At 61.7% G+C, this 19575-nt stretch carries 17 protein-coding genes; 11 read left to right on the forward strand and 6 right to left on the reverse strand.

Going from position 1 to position 19575, the window contains the following annotated elements; translation table 11 throughout:
• Window positions 1-7 precede the first annotated feature (7 nt).
• From HNP98_RS09090 to HNP98_RS09105, 4 genes are all read left to right on the forward strand, one after another.
• The gene (locus tag HNP98_RS09090) at window positions 8-235 is read left to right on the forward strand and encodes a hypothetical protein (protein ID WP_173809754.1); all 228 of its coding nucleotides are present in this window, start codon (window positions 8-10) and stop codon (window positions 233-235) included.
• Complete coding sequence (locus tag HNP98_RS09095) at window positions 168-647, forward strand: nucleotidyltransferase (RefSeq protein WP_173809755.1); 480 nt, start codon at window positions 168-170, stop codon at window positions 645-647. The genes HNP98_RS09090 and HNP98_RS09095 overlap by 68 nt, the downstream gene beginning before the upstream one ends.
• A 4-nt stretch (window positions 648-651) precedes the next feature.
• Entirely contained in the window at window positions 652-1419 is a 768-nt protein-coding gene (locus tag HNP98_RS09100) for a hypothetical protein (RefSeq protein WP_173809756.1), read from the forward strand.
• A 65-nt stretch (window positions 1420-1484) separates the two neighbouring features.
• Window positions 1485-1931: a 3-oxoacyl-ACP synthase gene (locus HNP98_RS09105; protein ID WP_173809757.1), complete on the forward strand. Its 447-nt coding sequence runs from the start codon at window positions 1485-1487 to the stop codon at window positions 1929-1931.
• Between the two features lie 31 nt (window positions 1932-1962).
• Here HNP98_RS09105 and HNP98_RS09110 read toward each other — a convergent pair whose 3' ends face one another.
• A complete protein-coding gene (locus HNP98_RS09110) occupies window positions 1963-2421 on the reverse strand; it encodes a hypothetical protein (RefSeq protein ID WP_173809758.1) in 459 nt (152 codons plus the stop codon).
• A 191-nt stretch (window positions 2422-2612) separates the two neighbouring features.
• Here HNP98_RS09110 and HNP98_RS09115 point away from each other — a divergent pair, with 191 nt between their 5' ends.
• The 3 genes from HNP98_RS09115 to HNP98_RS09125 all read left to right on the forward strand — a co-directional run bounded on the left by HNP98_RS09115 (window position 2613) and on the right by HNP98_RS09125 (window position 4571).
• Window positions 2613-3644: an MBL fold metallo-hydrolase gene (locus tag HNP98_RS09115; RefSeq protein ID WP_173809759.1), complete on the forward strand. Its 1032-nt coding sequence runs from the start codon at window positions 2613-2615 to the stop codon at window positions 3642-3644.
• Between the two features lie 241 nt (window positions 3645-3885).
• Window positions 3886-4236 (forward strand): DoxX family protein, encoded by a 351-nt coding sequence (locus tag HNP98_RS09120; protein ID WP_173809760.1) that lies wholly within the window; start codon window positions 3886-3888, stop codon window positions 4234-4236.
• Window positions 4236-4571 carry a DoxX family protein gene (locus HNP98_RS09125; RefSeq protein ID WP_173809761.1) on the forward strand — a complete coding sequence of 112 codons (336 nt, stop codon included), beginning with the start codon at window positions 4236-4238 and terminating at the stop codon, window positions 4569-4571. The genes HNP98_RS09120 and HNP98_RS09125 overlap by 1 nt, the downstream gene beginning before the upstream one ends.
• Before the next feature lie 245 nt (window positions 4572-4816).
• Here HNP98_RS09125 and HNP98_RS09130 read toward each other — a convergent pair whose 3' ends face one another.
• Window positions 4817-6838, reverse strand: coding sequence for an OmpA family protein (locus HNP98_RS09130; protein ID WP_246275054.1), 2022 nt, complete (start codon window positions 6836-6838; stop codon window positions 4817-4819).
• Between the two features lie 304 nt (window positions 6839-7142).
• Here HNP98_RS09130 and lon point away from each other — a divergent pair, with 304 nt between their 5' ends.
• The 3 genes from lon (at window position 7143) to hslU (ending at window position 12291) form a co-directional block, all read left to right on the forward strand.
• On the forward strand, window positions 7143-9569 hold the full coding sequence (gene lon / locus HNP98_RS09135; protein WP_173809878.1) for an endopeptidase La: 2427 nt from the start codon (window positions 7143-7145) through the stop codon (window positions 9567-9569).
• 195 nt (window positions 9570-9764) lie between these two features.
• A complete protein-coding gene (porQ, locus tag HNP98_RS09140) occupies window positions 9765-10814 on the forward strand; it encodes a type IX secretion system protein PorQ (RefSeq protein WP_173809762.1) in 1050 nt (349 codons plus the stop codon).
• Window positions 10815-10863: 49 nt separating this feature from the next.
• Window positions 10864-12291, forward strand: a complete 1428-nt coding sequence (gene hslU, locus HNP98_RS09145; protein WP_173809763.1) for an ATP-dependent protease ATPase subunit HslU — start codon at window positions 10864-10866, stop codon at window positions 12289-12291.
• A gap of 85 nt (window positions 12292-12376) precedes the next feature.
• On the opposite strand, the gene HNP98_RS09150 is transcribed toward hslU, so the two are convergent.
• From HNP98_RS09150 to HNP98_RS09160, 3 genes are all read right to left on the reverse strand, one after another.
• On the reverse strand, window positions 12377-12994 hold the full coding sequence (locus HNP98_RS09150) for a hypothetical protein (protein WP_173809764.1): 618 nt from the start codon (window positions 12992-12994) through the stop codon (window positions 12377-12379).
• Window positions 12995-13132: 138 nt separating this feature from the next.
• Entirely contained in the window at window positions 13133-14626 is a 1494-nt protein-coding gene (locus HNP98_RS09155; protein WP_173809765.1) for a SusD/RagB family nutrient-binding outer membrane lipoprotein, read from the reverse strand.
• Between the two features lie 13 nt (window positions 14627-14639).
• Window positions 14640-17783: a SusC/RagA family TonB-linked outer membrane protein gene (locus HNP98_RS09160; protein ID WP_173809766.1), complete on the reverse strand. Its 3144-nt coding sequence runs from the start codon at window positions 17781-17783 to the stop codon at window positions 14640-14642.
• Between the two features lie 363 nt (window positions 17784-18146).
• Between HNP98_RS09160 and HNP98_RS09165 the strand changes: the two genes are divergently transcribed.
• The gene (locus tag HNP98_RS09165; RefSeq protein WP_173809767.1) at window positions 18147-18290 is read left to right on the forward strand and encodes a hypothetical protein; all 144 of its coding nucleotides are present in this window, start codon (window positions 18147-18149) and stop codon (window positions 18288-18290) included.
• 78 nt (window positions 18291-18368) lie between these two features.
• On the opposite strand, the gene HNP98_RS09170 is transcribed toward HNP98_RS09165, so the two are convergent.
• A complete protein-coding gene (locus tag HNP98_RS09170) occupies window positions 18369-19565 on the reverse strand; it encodes a RagB/SusD family nutrient uptake outer membrane protein (RefSeq protein WP_173809768.1) in 1197 nt (398 codons plus the stop codon).
• Between the last annotated feature and the right edge of the window lie 10 nt (window positions 19566-19575).

Consider the following 19575-nt stretch of genomic DNA (forward strand, 5'->3'; position numbering starts at 1 on the left):
TTTAGCCATGCTCCGCCTCGACAAAACCGTGACCCGCAAAACCACTTTGCACGCCGACCAGGATGCGGAAGACGTGCTTTTTTGGCTAACTAAAACCCCGGAGGAGCGCATGGCGGCCGTTGAAGCCATTCGCCAGCAAACCTTCGCATTTCACCTGCCCAATACCGATGAAGGCCAATCAGCTCAGCCCCGACTTCAAAGAGTTTGTCGAATTATTAAACGCTCACGCGGTTGAATACCTCATCGTTGGGGCATTTGCGGTGGCTCGGTACGGAGTGGTACGCAACACCGGCGACATCGACATTTGGGTCAGGCAAACGGCTGATAATGCGGCCAAGTTGGTGCGGGTAGTGGCAGAATTTGGATTGGCCAGTTTAGGTTACACTGCCGCTGATTTTATGGAGGCTAATATCATCGTGCAAATTGGCGTTACGCCTTTCCGCATCGATTTATTGACTGCCATTGATGGTGTCACCTTCGCCGAATGCTACCCGAATCGGCAAACCTCCATGCTCGATGGAGTACCCGTTGCAGTTATCAGCATCCATGACCTGCGCCGCAACAAAGCGAGCACCGGCCGCGCCAAAGACCAAGAGGATTTGCGTTTGTTAAGCTTGCAGAATCCTGAGAACCTATCTGGAATTTAGCCCCATGCTCAAGTTTCTCAGCCTCTTTAGCTGCTGGCTGCTACTATCCAGTGGCATCAGCCAAGCGCCGCCTATTCGCTCGGCATCGCCAGCTAGTTTGTGCCGTGACTGTCCTCAACAGGTTCTCAGGTTTGACCCCTACGAGGTGCCCTCCTTCTTTGCAGTGCGTTTCCTTGTGGGAAGCAGTGTCTTTGCACCGGTTGGCCCTCTTGCCGAATGCACCAGGGGCGATTGCCAATTAAGCAAACAACTCCGTTTTGGGGCAATTTACTTAGCTGAGGGTAATCATAATGAAGGCCTAAGTCGCTACCCACATCCCATTGTGTGCAAGCGCGGCAAAGAAACGATGGTGGTGTATATACGGCCTAGTAGTGGTTGGGTGAATTCTCTCTACGACTCCATTCCTTTTCGGCCGGGTCGATACGAATTACTTCAATTGCCTGATAATACAATTGTAACAAGTCCACTCCGAATGCCGGACGGGACAACCATGACATCTTATCCGCGTGAAGAAGATATAGGTTTTGCTGCGTATTTCAGGCAGCATGAAGCTGACTTGTCTCAGGCTAATCCCTTTACGGGCTGCCGCTTCGACGACAGGTATAAGCCGAGCGCGGGCCGTAACCCCGCTGATTATGTGCCCACCACACCCGCCGATATATTTCGGCTATTGTTGGTGCACAAACACTACCTCAGTATTACGCACTGGAAGCTGCGTCCACTCACGGGCAAAGAGCAACGTTTGCTCGACGAGACTAGCCAAACCCACTAATTTTGCTTCACTCGCTTGAGGACCGGGCCGTGCGTTGCCCCATTCAGCTTTAGTCCATACCCGCAATGACCAAGCCCGTCCTCCACGCCGCCTGCCAGGCCTTTATTGAGCAGCGCATGGCTGCGGCCGCCCAGGCTATGCAGGCGGCCCAGGAATCGGCCAACTCCGACACCAAGAGCAGCGCGGGCGACAAGTACGAAACCGGCCGCGAGATGGCCACCCAGGAGCGCGACCGCCACGCCGCCCAGCTGCACCAGGCCCGGCAGCTGGCCGCCGAGCTGGCCCGCATCAGCCCCGACGCGCCCTGCGACGCGGTGCGGCCGGGGGCCCTGGTGCAGACTTCGCTGGGCTGGTTCTACCTGGCCATCAGCGCGGGCCGGCTGGTGGTGGACGGGCAAGAGTACTTCGCCGTGTCGGGGGCCGCGCCGGTGGCGGGGGCCCTGAAGGGCAAGCGGGCCGGGGAGGAGGCCTTGTTCAATGGCCAAACCGTGCGGGTGCTGGCGGTGGCATGAGGGTAGGCCAGGTACTTGCTTGTCAGCGGCTTTAGGCGCTGCCGGGCGGGTGCCGGGCGCGCCACTCGGCCATCAGGGCGGGGAAGTCGTCGGTGCCGTCGGTGAGCCAGCGCATGGCCGATTCCGGGTCGGAGAAGTAGTGCGCGTCGAACCGGATGGCCGGCTGCACCAGGTCGTGAAGCGCGTCGATGGCGAGCTGGTTGTGGACGCGGCTCTGGTCAATTACCAGCACCAGGTGCTGGAGGGGCAGCTGCACGAGGCCGGGCATCCAGTGGGCCCCCAGCCACAGCTGGTCGGCCACCGGAAGGTCGGGCACGGTGTTCATGTCAATCAGCAGGCGGCGCAGCCCCAGACGGTGCGCCAGGTCCAGCAGCTGCCCGGCGCTGGCACGTAGGCGCTGGGTGTTGGGCCCCGAAACCCATTCTACCCGCAACAGCCCCAGGGCCTCGGCGTGTTGCAAGTAAAAGTCGGGAAGGTGGCGGATGAGCATAAAAAGCAAGCGGGACAATTTACGGGCCTGAACCAAAACGGGCCGCGCGGGGCGCTTGGGCGGCCAACGCCCCGCGCCACCTAACGGCCGCGGCTGGGCGTGGGGCTGCCGGCCCCGGCGGCAAAACAAAACATTGCAAAGGTGCCGCCGTCTACGGCGGGGTAGGCCGGCCATCGTCCGGTTTTTTGCGAATGAAAATACTAGGCAAGGCCCCGGCGGCGGCGCAGGTGCAGCAATTTATCACGCTGCCCAACTTTAAAAACGGCAAGTTCCAGAACCTGGGCGGCGTCACATTCAGCCCCGGCGACATCCCGCTGGGCAAGCTGCTCGGCGGCTTCCTGAGCAAGCCCAAAACCAGCCGCCCCAGCCGCCCGGTGCCGTCGGTAACCACCGATTTGCGGGCCCCGGGCCCCTTCGCAAAGCCCACCATCATTTGGTTTGGCCACTCGTCGTACCTGATTAAATACCAGCAGCTTAATATCCTGGTCGACCCCGTGTTCAGCGGCAGTGCCTCGCCGGTGCCGGGCTCGGTAAAAGCGTTTGCGGGCAGCAACGGCTACGGCGTGGCCGACCTGCCGCCCCTCGACGTGCTCGTGCTCACCCACGACCACTACGACCACCTCGACTACGCCACCGTGGCCGCGCTGCGCCCGCGGGTGCCGCGCGTGGTGACGGGCCTGGGCGTGGGGGCCCACCTGCGCTCCTGGGGCTACGACGCGGCCCAAATTACCGAGCTGAACTGGCACGAAACCGCCGCGCCCCTGCCCGGCGTGCAGCTCACGGCCGTGCCGGCCCAGCACATGTCGGGCCGGGCGTTTGCGCCCCAGAACACCTTGTGGGCCGCTTTTGTGCTTCAGCTGGGGCCCTATCGCCTGTACTTGGGCGGCGACAGCGGCTACGGCCCCCATTTTCAGGAAATCGGGGCCCGGTACGGCCCCTTCGACCTGGCGCTGCTCGAAAACGGGCAGTACGACCAGCTGTGGCACGCCATCCACACCCTGCCCGCGGAAACGGCCCAGGCCGCCCACGACCTGCGGGCGGCCGTGCTGTGGCCGGTGCACTGGGCCAAGTTCGGGCTCGCCTACCACCCCTGGAACGAGCCGGTGCGGCTCCTGTTGCCCGCCGCCGCGGCCCTGGGCGTGCCCGTCACGGTGCCCCGCATCGGCGAGCCCTACGCCGTGGGCGACCCCGTGCGGCAGGAGCCGTGGTGGGAGTTTGCATAGGCGGTTTTGGGTCGGAGCCCCTGGGACTATAGCACGGGGTGGCACTCCATTTTTGCGCTGCTGTCCAAACGAAGTACCACTCCGTTCTACCAAACCGTACCTAAACATTCGGGCGGCCGAAGGGCTTTGCTACCAAACCTATGCACTGCGCCGGGCTCGGAAAATGGGGCGGTATGGCCGGCAGCAACCCGAGCCAACGCGGCAAAGGAACCGGCCGCCGGGGCACTAAACGAAAACCAGTATGATTACCGCCGCCCACATCGCCCAACTCGTCGTCGCCCTGTCGGTCATCTACGTGTGGGTGTTCCGCTTCGATAACATCGTGCTGGAATTCAAGCAGTACGGCCTGAGCGACCAAACCCGCACGCTGGTGGGGGCCACCAAAATAGCCCTGGCCACCCTGCTGATTGCGGGCCTCTGGTACCCGGCCCTGGTGCTGGTGCCCGCCCTGCTCATGGCCGCGCTGATGCTGGCCGCGCAGTACTTTCATCAAAAGGTAAACAACCCGCTCGTCAAACGCGCCCCTTCTTTTATCCTGCTGGTGCTGAGCTTGTTCATTGCCTACGCCGCCCTGCACATTTCTGCCGCCTGATGCACCTGCTCACCGCCCTCATCCTGATTTCCAGCTTGTCTTTTCTGGGGTACGGGGTGGCCTATTTCGTCTCGCCCAACATGAAAAACGAGTTCCGGCGCTTCGGGCTGGGCCGGGTGGGAATAGTGGCCATTATTTTCGAGCTGCTCGGGGCCGTGGGCCTGCTGGTGGGCCTGCGGAGCAACCCCGTCCTGCTGTTCGCTTCGGGCGGCCTGGCCCTGCTGATGTTCCTGGGGGTGGCCGTGCGGCTGAAGATGAAGGACAGCTTCCTGGTGTCTTTGCCGGCCTTGTTCTACATGCTGCTGAACGCCTACATTTTCGCCAAAGCGCTGTAGGTCAGGATATTAGAGCGGTTTCGGGGGCAGTGGCTGGTAGCGCGAACTTTGCAGTTCGCATCGCTGCCCGGCCATCGCCCGAACGAAGCGAGCAACGCGAACTACAAAGTTCGCGCTACGGCCCGCTGCGCTGTACGCTGCAACCGCTCTAGCCCATAGGCAGCTATGATTTTTAACGAAAACTTACCGGCCAAGAAGCAGTAGCCAAGCTAACAGCTAACAGCTAACAGCTAACAGCTAACAGCTCATTTCCAGGCCGGTGCGTCGCCGTCGGGCCGGAGGATGCGGAACTCCACGCGGCGGTTCACGCGGGCGTCTTCCTCGGTGGCTTCGTCTCGCAGGGGCTGCGAGCTGCCGTAGCCGCCGCTTTCGAGGCGGGCGGGCGCGATTTTGCCCTTGCGCTCGATGTAGCGCCGGATGGCTTCGGCCCGGGCCTGCGACAGCACCAGGTTGGCGTCGGGGTCGCCCTGCGCGTCGGTGTGGCCCGCGATGCTGAGGCGGTAGGTGGGGTGGTCGGCCAGGAAAGTCGTCAGGCGGTCGAGGGTGGGGTGCATCGCCGGCAGCACGTCGGCCTGCCCGGCCCGGAACTCGATGTTCTTGAACACCAGCGGCAGCTTGTAGTTCAGGCTGTTGGTGAGCAGGCTCACCACGGTGTCGCCCTTCAATTCGAACTTCTTCTCGACGCTGAAAAAATCGGGGCTCTGGATGAGCAGCACGTAGTGCGAGCCGGCAATCAGCTCGAAGTCGAAGCTGCCGTCGGGGCGCAGGTACTTGCTGGCCACCTCCACGCCGTTGTCGGTGTCGATGATGCTCACGATGCCGTTCAGTGGCTGGCGGGTCACGGAGTCGCGCAGGGTGCCGGCCACGGTGGTGGTGGCCAGGGGCTGGGCCTCCATCGGCAGCGGAAACGAGTAGAGGTCAAGATTATTGACGTCGGTGGCCTCGGAGCGGGCGTAATATAGGTTCTTGCTCTCGCGGTCGATGGTGAAGTAGTACTCGGGGCCCTTGCCGTTCACCAGGGGCCCGATGTTGCGCGGCTCCTGCCAGCGCCCGCCCACGCGGTAGGTTTTGTAGATGTCGAAGTCGCCAAAGTTCAGCAGCTGCCCGCGCGAGCTGAAGTACAGCACGTGGTAGAGCGGGTGGTAGAAGGGGCTCACCTCGTTCTCAATGGTGTTCACCACGGGCCCCAGGTTTTGGGCGGGGCCCCACTGCCCGTTCCGCTGGCGGGCGGTGTAGTAGATGTCGCTCAGGCCGAAGCCGCCCAGGCGGTCGGAGGCGAAGTACAGCGTGTCCTCGTTGGGCGAGAGCGAGGGCTGCGAGTCCCAGGCCACCGAGTTCACGGCCGGGCCCAGGCTGCGGGGCACGGTCCACTTGCCGTCGCGGCCCAGCCGGGCGGTGTACAAGTCGCAGTTGCCGTGGCAGGTGGGGCACTCGCAGCGGGCAAAAAAGATGGTGCGCCCGTCCTTGCTGAAGCAGGCAGAGCCCTCGTTGTAGGGCGAGTTGATGGGCTTGGGCAGCGGCTCGGCGTCGGTCCAGCCCCCGCCCTCGCGGCGCGACGTGTACAGGTCCTCGTCCACGGTGCCCGTCAGGCCCCGGCGCTTGCGCTTGCTGCTGAAGAGCAGCAGCGAGTCGTGCCCCGCCAGGGTGGGGCCGTAGTCGGGGTACTGGCTGTTCACGGCGTCGCCCATGCTCGTGTACACGCCCTTGGGGGGGTGGAACGTGTTGAGGTTTTTGCGGTACTCCACCATCTCGTAGTACATTTTCAGGGGTACGTAGAGGTCAACGTTTTTCTGCTCCAGCGAGTCGTAGTACAATTGTACTTTGGTGATGTCCGTCCGGTGATGTTTCAAGGCCAGGCGGTAGTACGCTTTGGCCTTTATCATTTGGCTGTCGCGCTCCAGCAATTGGCCCATGCGCCAAAGCATCCCGGTGCCGCGGGCAAAATTTTCGGGCCCGAACCGGGCCACGTAGTCCTCCAGCAGCAGCCGCGCCTGGTGGTAGCGCCGGTGCTTTTCGGCCCGGGCAATGGCATGCAGGGCCTTTTTGTCCTCGTAAAAATGGTAGCGGTTGATAAAAACGAAGTCGGGCGTGCCGTCGGTGCGCAGGTGCAGCTGGCGGCTGAGGTGGCTGTTGAGGCCGCGCACTTTGTAGGCCGCCGGGGCCGCCGGGGCGCTGGGCGTGCCCTGGGCCCGCACCGCCCCCGCCAGGCCCAGGCCCCCAAAGAAGACGAGCACCCGCAGCGCCCACCGGCAAAACATTACAGGCATGGCCCGAGGGTAAAGAATTAATTAGCGGACGCAAGTTGTTCAAAAAAATATAATTATCCGGGTAAGCGCCGCTTTGTCCGGCCGCCGCGCCTGGCACGGCGATTGAAACCTCGGGGCCGCCGCCGGGCTTATCTTGTCGGCTTATTATGTATGCGCGGCGGGCTGCCAGTCTGGCACCCGCCGCGTTCGTCCTCCTGATTCTTCTGCCATGCCCCTGGCTCATTCTTTTGCCGCCGTGCCGCACCTCTACCATTCGTACCATTCGCGCGGCGAAGCCAATCCCCAACCCGAGGCCATCGCCATCATGGCCGCCGACCCCGACCACCTGCTCAACGGCGACGACGCGCCCGCCAAGCTGCCGCTGCTGCCCGTGCGCAACACCGTGCTGTTTCCGGGCGTGGTGCTGCCCGTCACGGTCACGCGCAAGAAAAGCGCGAAGCTGGCGCGGGCCATTTACGCCAGCGGCGACAAGCTGCTGGGCGTGGTGGCCCAGCGCAGCCCCGACGATGCCGAGCCCACCGTGGCCGAGCTGCACCCCGTGGGCACGCTCGCCCGCATCCTCAAGCTCATCGACCAGCCCGACGGCCAGGTCACCATCATCATCCAGGGGCAGGTGCGCTTCGCCATCGAGGAAGAGCTGAGCTACGCGCCCCGCCTCACGGCCCGGGTGCGCTACTTCGCCGAAACCGCCCTCAACGCCGACGTGCCCGCCGAGTTTGCCCTGCTGCAAAGCCTGCGCGAAGCCGCCGGCAAGGTGGTGGAGCTGAGCCCCGAGATTCCGGCCGAAGCCCGCGGCATGCTCGACGGCATCCAGTCGCCGGCCTTCCTCACGCATTTTTTGTGCTCCAACGTGCAGCTCGACCTGCTGGCCAAGCAGCAGTTGCTGGAGCAGGACGACCCCGAGCAGCAGGCCCGCCAGTTGCTGGAGGCCCTGCTGAGCCAGGTGGAGCTGCTGGAAATCAAGCAGGACATCCGCACCAAAACCCACACCGGCATCGACGCCCAGCAGCGCGAGTACTTCCTGCGCCAGCAGCTCAAAACCTTGCAGGACGAGCTGGGCCAGGAGGGCCCCGACCAGGACATCAGCCGCTACCGGGCCCGCGCCGAAACCAAGCAGTGGCCTGAGCCCGTGGCCCAGCACTTCGCCAAGGAGATGGACAAGCTGGCCCGCACCAACCCGATGGCCCCCGACTTCTCGGTGATTTCCAACTACGTGGAGTTCCTGCTCGACCTGCCCTGGCACGAGTATACGAAGGACAAAATCAACCTCAAGCAGACCCGCAAAATCCTCGATGCCGACCACTTTGGCCTGGAAAAAGTGAAGGAGCGCATCCTCGAATACCTGGCCGTGCTCAAGCTGAAGCAGGACCTGAAATCGCCGATTCTGTGCCTGTACGGGCCCCCCGGCGTGGGCAAAACCTCGCTCGGGCGCAGCATTGCCACGGCCCTGGGCCGCAAGTACGTGCGCCTGAGCCTGGGCGGCGTGCGCGACGAGGCAGAAATCCGGGGCCACCGCAAAACCTACGTGGGGGCCATGCCCGGCCGTATCATCGCCCAGATTAAAAAGGCCGGGGCCAGCAACCCGGTCATTATTTTGGATGAAATCGACAAGGTGAGCGCCGACTTTCGCGGCGACCCCAGCTCGGCCCTGCTCGAAGTGCTCGACCCGGAGCAGAACTCGACCTTCGTGGACAACTACCTGGAGGTGGAGTACGATTTGAGCAAGGTGTTATTCATCGCCACCGCCAACTCGCTCGACACCATCCAGCCCGCGCTGCGCGACCGGATGGAAATCATCGACCTGACCGGCTACACCCAGGAAGAGAAGGTGCAGATTGCCAAGAAGCACCTCTGGCCCAAGCAGCTGCGCGAGCACGGCCTGGGGCCCCAGGAAGTGAAAATTACCGACCCCGCCCTGCACCGCGTGGCCGACGACTACACCCGCGAAAGCGGCGTGCGCGGCCTGGAGCGCAAGCTGGCCGCCGTGACGCGCAACCTCGCCCGCCGCAAGGCCGGCAAGGAGCCCATGCCCGCCGTGCTGGACCCCGCCGAGGTGCGCAAAATCCTGGGGGCCCCCATCTTCGACCGCGACATGTACCAGGACAACGACACGGCCGGCGTGGTGACGGGCCTGGCCTGGACCAGCGTGGGCGGTGATATCCTGTTCGTGGAGAGCCTGTTGAGCCGGGGGCGCGGCAAGCTCACGCTCTCGGGCCAGCTCGGCGACGTGATGAAGGAATCGGCCATTACGGCCCTGAGCTACCTGCGCAGCCGGGCCGATGAAATCGGCATCGACTACCGCCTGTTCGAGCAGTACGACTTGCACATCCACTTCCCCGAGGGGGCCGTGCCCAAGGACGGGCCCAGCGCGGGCATCGCCATTTTCACCAGCATGGCCTCGGCCTTCACCCAGCGCCGGGTGCGCCCGCGCCTGGCCATGACCGGCGAAATCACGCTTCGCGGCAAGGTGCTGCCGGTGGGCGGCATCAAGGAAAAGCTGCTCGCCGCCCGCCGCGCCGGCATGACGGACATCATCCTGTGCACCAAAAACCGCAAGGACGTGGACGAAATCACGGCCGACTACCTCCAGGGCCTGCACATCCACTACGTGGACCGCGTGCTGGACGTGCTGGGCGTGGCCCTGCTCGCCGAATTAGTGCCCCACCCCCAAAAGCTGCCCGTGCGCGACGAGCCGGTGCCCGCCGCGGGCCCCAGCGTGGAGGTGCAGTGAAGGGAGGGAATAGGTAATAAATTCTTACGCAAAACGTTTTTGCTTAAATTTAGAACGTCATGCTGAGCGCAGCCGAAGCATCTCTCCCGCTGACTAATCAAATGAATTAGTCAGCGGGAGAGATGCTTCGGCTGCGCTCAGCATGACGTTCTACGCTGCATTACCCGTGCCTAAATTCGTGCCTAAATTCCCTTTGTGAAGCACCTCTCCGCCCGCCGGCTCGCCGGCTTTGCTTTCGGACTCGCGGCCGTGCTGGCGGCCCGGCCCGCGGCCGCCCAGCTCGGGGGGCGCTCGGTGCTGTCGTTTCTGGACCTGCCGCCCAGCGCCCAGCTCGCGGCCTGGGGCGGCATGAACCCCTCGGCCCGCAGCTCTGACCCCACCATGCTCTTCGGCAACCCCGCGCTGCTGAACGAAGCCATGGACCGCCGCATCGCCCTGAGCTACGTGGGCTACGTGGCCGACATCAAGCAGAGCACCGCGGCCTACGTGTTCAACACCGCCAAGGCGGGCCGCTTCGGCCTGGCCCTCACGTACATCAACTATGCCGATTTGCCGAGCTTTGATGCCGCCGGCAACAGCCTGGGCTCGTTCGTAGTGAATGAGTACACGGCGGGCGTGAGCGACAGCTACACCAAAGGGCGGTTCACGGGCGGGCTCACCGCCAAGCTGGCCGTGTCGAGCATAGCAGGCAACCGCTCGGTGGCCGGCGTGGCCGACGCCGGGGTGCTCTACAAGCACCCCACGCAGGACTTCACGGTGGGCCTGGTGGCCAAAAACGTGGGCTACCAGCTCCGGCCCTACGATGGTACCGCCCGGGGCCCCCTGCCGCTCGACGTGCAGCTCGGCACCACCGTGAAGCCCGAACACATGCCGTTGCGCTTTTCGCTCACGGCCCACCACTTGCAGCAGTGGGACATCCAGTACCTCGACCCCGCCGCCACCACCCTCGACGCCAACGGCGTGCCCCAGGTGCCCAAGAAAAGCTTCGCCGACAACCTGGCCCGGCACTTCACGGTGGGCGCGGCCCTGCTGCTCAGCGACAACCTCCAGCTGCGGGTGGGCTACAACCACCTCCAGCGCCGCGAGCTGCGCCTCGACAACACCGCCGGCGGCGCGGGCCTCAGCTTCGGGGCGATGGTGGCCATCAGCGGGTTCCAGCTCGATTACACCCACGCCACGCTGCAAGCGTCGGGGTCAAGCAACTATTTTACCCTGGCGCACGCTTTGGCTAAGAAGAAAGAATAATCCACGGCCCCCGGGCTGGCGCACCGCCGGCCCGGGGCCCTCCCGCCTTATGCTCCAAGAACACTTCCTGACCCCGGCCCAGATTGTGGCCGAACTCGACAAGTACATCATCGGCCAGCACGAGGCCAAGCGCCACGTGGCCATTGCCCTGCGCAACCGCTGGCGGCGCCTGCACGCCCCGGCCGACATGCAGGCCGAAATTGTGCCCAACAACATCCTCATGATCGGGGCCACCGGCGTGGGCAAAACCGAGATTGCCCGCCGCCTGGCCCACCTCGCCGACGCGCCCTTCATCAAAGTCGAAGCCAGCAAGTTCACGGAAGTGGGCTACGTGGGCCGCGACGTGGAAAGCATGGTGCGCGACCTGGCCGAGCAGAGCGTGAACCGCGTGCGCCAGCGCCGCCAGGAAGCCGTGCGGGCCCAGGCCGCGCAGGCCGTGGAGGAAGTCATCCTCGACGCCCTTATCCCGCCCGTGGCCCGGCCCAACGGCAAGGGCAACGCCCGCCCCGTGCCCGGCTTCGGGGCCCCCGTGCCCACCGACGACGAGCTGGCCGCCGACCCCCAGGCAGACGACGCCGACCTGAACGAGCGCACCCGGGCCCGCTTCCGCGAAAAAATCCGCAGCGGCGAGCTGGACGACCGCCGCATCGAAATCCAGGTGGCGCAGGCGGGCCCCAGCGTGGGCGTGATGGGGGCCCCCGGCATGGACGAGGCCGCCCTCTCGGGCTTGCAGGACATGCTGGGCAACATGCTGCCCAAGAAGTCGCGCCGCCGCAAGGTGACTGTGGCCGAGGCCCGCAAGCTGCTCCTCGACGAGGAAGCCGCCAAGCTCATCGACATGGACGAGGTGAAGGAAGAAGCCATCCGCCAGGCCGAAAACGCCGGCATCATCTTCATCGACGAAATCGACAAGGTGGCCACCAGCGGCGGCGGCAAGAGCGGGGGCCCCGACGTGAGTCGCCAGGGCGTGCAGCGCGACCTGTTGCCCATCGTGGAGGGCTCGGCCGTGAGCACCAAGTACGGCACCGTCAACACCGACCACATCCTGTTCATCGCCGCCGGGGCCTTCCACGTCAGCAAGCCCTCCGACCTGATACCCGAGCTGCAAGGCCGCTTCCCCATCCGCGTCGAGCTGCAGAGCCTCACCAAGGACGACTTCTACCGCATCCTCAAAGACCCCAAAAACGCCCTCACCAAGCAGTACGAGGCCCTGCTAAAAGCCGAGGAAGTAGAATTGACCTTCGACGACGCGGCCCTGGAGCGCGTGGCCGAAATTGCCTTCGAGGTGAACGCCGAAGTGGAGAACATCGGGGCCCGCCGCCTGCACACCGTCATGAGCCGCCTGCTCAACGACCTGCTCTTCGACGTGCCGGATAAAATCGGCCCCCACGCCCACATCCAAATCACCGCCGCCCTGGTAGAAGAGCGCCTGGCCAGCATGGTGAAAAACCGCGATTTGAGCCAGTATATTTTGTGAGGTGTACCAAGCACAAGGCTGTATTCACGACAAAGGGCCCTGGCGTGCACGCCAGGGCCCTTTGTCGTGAATACAGCCTTGTATCTTACTTAACAAGGCGGACATCGACCTCGGTAGTAATGAGCGTCGTGCCGTCTTCCAGCGTTAAAAGGAAAAAGAAGCGCAGCTGGTTGGGCGTCAGGGGGCTTGTATTCGGCGTCAGCGTGCCACTGCCTCCCGTTGAAGTGCCGGTGAAGGCGAAGGCCGGAGTCATCGTGGCGCTGCTGGGCAGGGTAGCAAAAGCAGCATTGAGCCGAGCGCTGTAAGCCCGCACGGCGTTGAGGTCCGAGCTGAAGGTGATGGTGTTGGACCCATTGCCGGCCACCGTAGTAGTTAAATAGTTGGGATACTGGGTGTTCTGCAAGTATTCGACGCCGCTGTTGCCGGTTGCCACCCGCGTGATTTCCTTGATTTTGCCTCGGTCGGCCGGAATGCTGAAGGCAATGGTGAATTTGCCCGTGGAATTGGCGCTGCCGTTGGCGGTATCTACCTTGGTGGTAACGACGGGAAAACGCTCAAAAAATTCCTGGTTGGTGACCGTGACCGGAATTGCGGCGACGGCGTCCTGAAGCGGGCCGAGTTGGTTGCCGTAGTCCTTTTTGCAAGCCGCGAAGCTTGTGGAAAAGAGCACAAGGGCAAAAAGTTTAATAGCTATTTTTTTCATGGTGCGAAGCGAATGAAAGTTGTCGGAGCCGGGCGCTACGTAAGCCGTGGTGCACAAGTAAGCGCACACGAGTTTTTCAGTAAAAAACTACTAATCAAAACATAAGCTAACAGCCAGCAGCTAAAAGCTAACGGCTGGCTACTTAGAAGCCCACCAAACCCGGTCGGTGATGACCGCCTTAGGAATATTATCCCCGTTGCCAGCAACTTCGGACGGCGGGTATAGTAGGCGCTGCGGAATGTTCGGGGTCACGGAAACGTTCAGCGCCGGTTGCAGCTTGGGATAACCCGTTCTGCGGTAGTCATTGTAGGCTTCGTAGCCGTTGCCCACCCACGCGGTCCACTTTTGGCGGATGATTTGGCTGACCTTGTGTTCGTCGCTCCCGCTCAGCGTTACGATGGCGGGGTTGGCGGTGAAATAAGCATCGATATCGGTGTCCGAGAGGCCGGTTTTTTCCATCGACAGCCGAATGCCTTCTTGGTAAAGCGCGTTGGCATCGCCGGCTGTTTTCAGCTTCACGGCGGCCTCGGCCAGGATGAAAGCCCGCTGAAAATTGGTAAGGATGCGAATCGGTGTCTCCCCGCCCGTGCCCAACACGTAGCCGCCGTACACCGAGCGGTTGGCTCTGACGGGGGGGGTAACGTTGCTGCCGTTTTCAAAGCCGGTAAACTTGCCGAACGTTGTGACCTCAGTTGGGGCCGGGCTGCTGGGCGTGGTCGTGAAAAACTTGGGTAAGCGCGGGTCTTTAAAGGCCGCCAGCGAATCCAGAAAGCGCGTGCTGGCCATCTGGTCGTCGGGGCGGTTCGTGACGTTGTAGGAGTAGTAGGGGTTTGTGTTGCCAACCGCGGTGCCGAACGGAACCTCAAAATCGTCGGCATTCGCGCTGATGGCAGCGCTGCCGGCGGCTCCCTTGGCCAGCACTTCGTTAATCACTTTCGTGGCCAGGGCCGGGTCCTTCACGCTCACGGTGTTGGCAAACTTCAGCAGCAGCATGTTGCCCACTTTTTTCCACTTCGTGAGGTCGCCTTTGTAAACAACGTCGTCGGTTCCGGGCGTCAGCGCACTGGGCTTGTCCAGGTCCGCCAACCCTTCGCGCACCAAGTCGAACAGGCTCTGAACCCCGGTGGCCCCTTCGTAGATGTCCTGCTGCTTGTCGAAAGTGGGGTGAATAGTAGTCAGGCCTTGCAAAGCCTGCGAGTAGGGCACATCGCCCCACAGGTCGGTTGTCAACGCAAAATTGTAGGCCTTGATGAGCTTGGCAATGCCCGCGTAGGCGGGGCTGGTCGCCTGGGTGCTGGCAATCAGGGTTTGCGAGCCGTTCAGGTTGTAAGTGTACAAGTCATTCTCCCATTCGTTATCGTAGTTGCCGTTGATGACGTACTTGTCTTCCGTTTGGGGCTGATTGGCTATGCCCGCGTAGTGCTGTATGAAGAGGTCGGCGTCGCGGCCCAGGGTGTTGCCCACCACAAATCCGGTACCGATGGTAATGGTCGGCAGCTGCACGGACGGCGGAACGGTGCTCGTGTTGTTCGGACTGACGTTAACGTCCAGGAAACTATTGGGTGAGCAGCCTACGGTTGCAAGCGCAGCCACGACCAGCGCGGAACGCCGGAGAATAAATGAATTCTTCATTTTTATGATTTCTTTAGAGAGTAAACCGCAGGTAGGCACCGTAGCTGCGGACGCTGGGCGGGCCCTGCAGGTCAAGGCTGCGGATGTTGCCGGCACCTTGCGTGTTTACTTCCGGGAAGAAGTTGGCATTGGGTGCGTAGTAGAACAGGTTGCGGCCCGACAGCGACACGGACACGTTTCCGAAGGGCGTGTGCTCCAGCAACCCCTTGGGCAAGGTGTAGCCCAGAGACACCTCCCGCAGGGTGTAGTGGGTGGCGTCGAACACCTGCAGCTCGCTTTGGAAGCCCTGCCCGGTCCAGTAGCTCTGCGCATCTACCTGGATGTTGTTTTGGCGGTAGGTGCCGTCCGCGTTCTGAATCACGCCCGGAATGACGCGCGGCAGCTCCCGGTCCTGGCCGGTTTCTTTCAGCATGCCGGCGTACTTGTAGGCGGCCTGGGTGAAGGACAGCACGTCGCCGCCCACGACGGCATCAACCAAAAAGGAGAACCGGAACCCTTTGAAAGAAAAGGTATTGGTTATTCCTCCCTGCCAGTTTGCGTTGGGGTTGGCTATAACCTGCGAGTTCAGCTCGGGCACCCACAGGCCGGTTTTGCCATCAATCAGGTACTGGCCGTCGGGCGCGGTTGCCTTTTTTTGGCCCAACACCACCCCGTAGGGCTGGCCGACTACATAGGACGGCACGGAACCGATGAAGTAGTCCCCCGGGATCGACGAACTGGTTACGCCCGGGTAAATATCCTTGACCATGTTGCGCAGCCGGGTGTAGTTAGCGGCAATGTCCCAGATAAAGCCGGAAGCAGACTTTACGGGCGTGATGATGCCCAGCAGCTCAATGCCCTTGTTTTCGAGCCGGCCGGCGTTGGTTACGAAGCTGGTATAGCCGGACGTGGCCGGTAGGGTGACGGGCAGGATTTGGTTGGAGCTGACGGTGCTGAAGTAGGTAGCGTCGATGGTGAACCGGTTATTGAAGAAACCCAGGTTCAGGCCGACTTCGCGAGAGCTGGTGAATTCGGGCTTCAGCACGTCGCCACCGCCCAGGGAAGTGCTGGGGGTGAAGCCCACCAACCCGTTGAAGGGAAAGGTGACGTTGGCCACGTTGTTGCCCTGGCCCGCCTGGCTGTAGTAAGTGTCAAGAACGTAAGGGTCAGCGTCGCGGCCGACGCGGGCCAAGCTCGCCCGGACCTTGCCGTAGGAGAACAGGTGCGAATCGATGTGAAAGGCATCGGTGAAGACGAAGCCGGCCGAAATGGACGGGTACAGGAAAGTGTTGTTGTTTTTGGGCAGGGTCGACGACTGGTCAACCCGCGCCGTTCCTTCCAGAAACAGGAAGTTATTGTAGGCCAGGGACAGGTCGGCGTAGTAGCCGAGCAGGCGACGAATGCTCGAAAACTCACCGCTGCCGTTGAAGTTGGCGGCGTTGCTGGTGTTGTAAAAGCCGGGCAAGGAAAGCGAGGCCGCCGAAACGTACTGCTGGTTGCGCCGGCGCTGGTTAATCTGCTGGCCCGCTAGTAGCGTGGCGTTCAGCTTATCCAGGAAGATATTTTCCTTCTTAGCCGTGATCAGCAGGTCGCCGGTGAACTCAGCGTACTGCACATTGTCCTGGAAAATCAGGCCGCTGGGGTTGCGCACCGAGCCAAGCGCGGCAATCTGTTTCCGGCGGTCGGTGTAGGCATCCAGGCCAGCCCGGTACGTAACGTTGAGCCACGGGAAAAAATCGTAGCCGATGCTGGCCACGTTGATGAAGCGGGTGACGTTGCTGGTCGTGTTGGCATTCAGCAGGTTCCAGGTAGGGTTGTCCTGGCCCGGGAAATACAGGTTTCCCCCCGTAGCCGTCTGGTACGGTTGCCCTTGCAGGTCGAAGCTCCGCGGAACAGCGCCCAGGGTACCAAAGGGACTGGCGTAGTTGCCCGTCTGCGGGGCCAGCTGCTCGGTCTGGGAAAAATTTACCGAACCCGCGATTTTCACTTTGTTCTGTAGGGTAGTGCCGCCGCCCAGCTGAATGTTGGTGCGCTTCAGGGTGGACGATTGGGTAATGCCTTTCTGGTCGGTGTTGTTGACGTTGAGCGAGAAGTTCGACGTGCCATTGTTTCCGGCCAGTTGCACCCCGTTCGTTAGCAGGTGTCCCCGCTGAAAGAAATTGCGGATGTTGTCCGGATACGCCTGATAAGGCAAGGTCGTGCCATCGGCGAGCAACAAGCCGTTTGCCGCGGTGGGCGTCGTGCCGAAGCGGGGCCCCCAGGAATTGGTGCTGCCCGTGTAAATATTGCCGGCCCCGTCTGCGGTGGTATTCACGCCGTAGTCGCCTTGGCCGTAGTCGTTTTGAAAGGCGGGTAGGCCCTGCACATTCTGAATGTTAAAGCCGGAGCTGACATTAATTTCCAGCTTTTTGCTGACGTTTGCACCTGATTTGGTGGTAATCAGGATGGCCCCCGAGGAAGCACGCGACCCGTAAAGCGCGGCTGCGGCCGGACCTTTCAGGATGCTGATGCTGGCCACGTTCTCCGGGTCAATGTCCGCCGCCCGGTTGGGCGTTTGTGCGCCGTACAGGGTGCCCGCCGCGCCTCCGTTCGTGCGGTCGGCGTCGTTGCTGATCGGAATGCCGTCCACCACAAACAAGGGCTGGTTGCTACCAGTCAAGGATGTAATGCCGCGGATGTTGATGTTGGTAGAAGAACCGGCCAAGCCGCTGGCTCCCGTAATGTTAACCCCGGAAACCTTCCCTTGCAGGGCATTTATCACGTTGGGCTCGGATTTCTGAGCGATTTCCCCGCCTTTAAGCTCCTGGGTGGCGTAGCCCAGCGTGCGCTTGTCTTTTTCGATGCCCAACGCCGTTACCACGACTTCACTCAGCTCCCGCGTGTCCTGGAGTAGGACAACGTTAATCTGCGATTCCTTGCCAATGGGCCTCTCCTGCGTAGCCATGCCCACCGACGAAAACGTCAGCGTTGTCCCGTTCTCAGGAATGGTTAGCGTATATCCACCGTCAGCATTGGTAGAAACGCCTGATGTAGTGCCTTTTAGGAGCACCGTTACCCCCGGTAGTCCATCACCGGACTTTTGATCGGTTACTCTTCCCGAGATGGTCCGCGTCTGGGCCATCGCGTGCTGAAATAGCGTGAGCGTGAGCATCAAGCTCATGAGTAGGATTCTTTTCATATGCAATGAAAAAGGTTTGTTTGCGGAGAAACAAGTGTGAGATTCGGAAGAGCATATTAGTGCACCTGCTAAAAGTAGGAATTAGAAATGACTATAAAAACGGTTTGTGGACTGAATATTATAATTTTTTTATCAAATAGTAATAAAATATATCATTTAGGCTCATGACTAATTGAATATAAACAATTAGAAATCAACAAATTAATAAAATATAAGTGATAATGATAATTTTAATGTATTTACTTCTATTTAGTTGCTGTCGGGTCTATCCCTGTCAGTAAACCCAACGGCCTGATAAGCCACAAGGGCCCCGTCCGAAATTTTCTTTGGCATGAACACGGTACTCGTCGCCTCTACACCGTCATGAGCCGCCTGCTCAACGACCTGCTCTTCGGCGTGCCCGACAAAATCGGCCTCCACGCCCGCATCCAAATCACCGCCGCCCTGGTGGAAGAGCGCCTGGCCAGCATGGTAAAAAACCGGGGCTTGAGCCAGTACATTTTGTGAGGATTATGCGGTTTTTAGCCATAAAAAAATCCCCGGCCAATCTGACCGGGGATTTTTTATGTCCATTGCGCAGTACGGTTAATACATTGGATTCTGCGCAATCAAATTGTTGGTGATGTTGGTTTCGCGCTGCGGAATGGGAAACAGGTTGCGGAAGGTTTGCGTGTATGTAGGCAAAGCCGTCTGCACGGTGTTGGTGCGGCGCAGGTCGAACCAATAATTGCCTTCGTACGCGAGTTCCAGCCGGCGCTGCAACAGGATGTCGGTAACCAGGGCCGCTGCCGTGGTAGCCGTGGTCGGGGCCAGGCCCGCCCGGGTGCGAATAATGTTGAGCTGCGCGGCGGCCGTGGTCAGGTCGCCGGTTTGAGCGGCGGCTTCGGCAATGGTGAGCACCACTTCGGCGTACCGCACTACGTTGAACGGGTCGTCGCGGGTAGCGGTGTGGGTGTACTTCAGGGTTGTGCCCGAAGCGGCCACGTTAACGGCCAGGCGGCGGTCGCCGGCGGGGTGGGCCGCGGCAAGGGTGGTACCCGGGTCAAATTCGTTGCGTCCGCCCGGCGACGGGTACCAATAGAATGCGTACGAATTCTGGTCGGTAACCGAGAAAGCCAGCTGCCAGATGGCGTCGGGGCTTGTGAGACCAGTGGCGGCCGCGGTGGCGAACCCGGTGGTGGCGGGCACCTGTTTGGCGAAGGCCAGCGCGTCGGCATATTTGCGCATCCGCAGCTCAAACCGGGCCCGCAGGGCGAGCGCCGCGCTCTTCGTAATGGTGGTGCCGGTGCCAGTGGTCAGGTTGGCGATGGCAAAATCCAAATCGGCCCGGATGGCCGTGGCCACGTCAGCTTCTGACGACCGGGGAATGGCCGCCGTCTCGGTGCCGATGGCCGTGGTGGGCGTAAGGCGAAGCGGCACGCCCAGGCCCCCGTCGTAGCCGTAGCCCTGGGTGCTGCCGCCCCACAAACCCAGCAGGTTCATGTAGTGGTAGGCCCGCAGCGCACGGGCCTGGGCCTGGGTGGTTAGCTTTGGAAAAGCCGGGTCGGTAATCTTGTCGCTCTGCTGAAGCAGGTAATTGGCGCGGTTAATGGCTATGTAAATGACATCCCAGGTGTTCCCTACTTGCACGTTATCCGGCAGCGTCTGGTTCTGGGCGATTACTCCGTAAGTGGTGTTGAACGTGCCTACTTCCCGAATTTCTCCGGCAATCAGGTCGGCCGTGGACGGGAACGCGACTCCATCGTAGTCAGCCGCTTGTACTGCGTCGTAGCAGCCAAGCAAGCCGGCCGCA

The organism is Hymenobacter caeli (genome assembly GCF_013294115.1).
GTDB classification, from domain to species: domain Bacteria; phylum Bacteroidota; class Bacteroidia; order Cytophagales; family Hymenobacteraceae; genus Hymenobacter; species Hymenobacter caeli.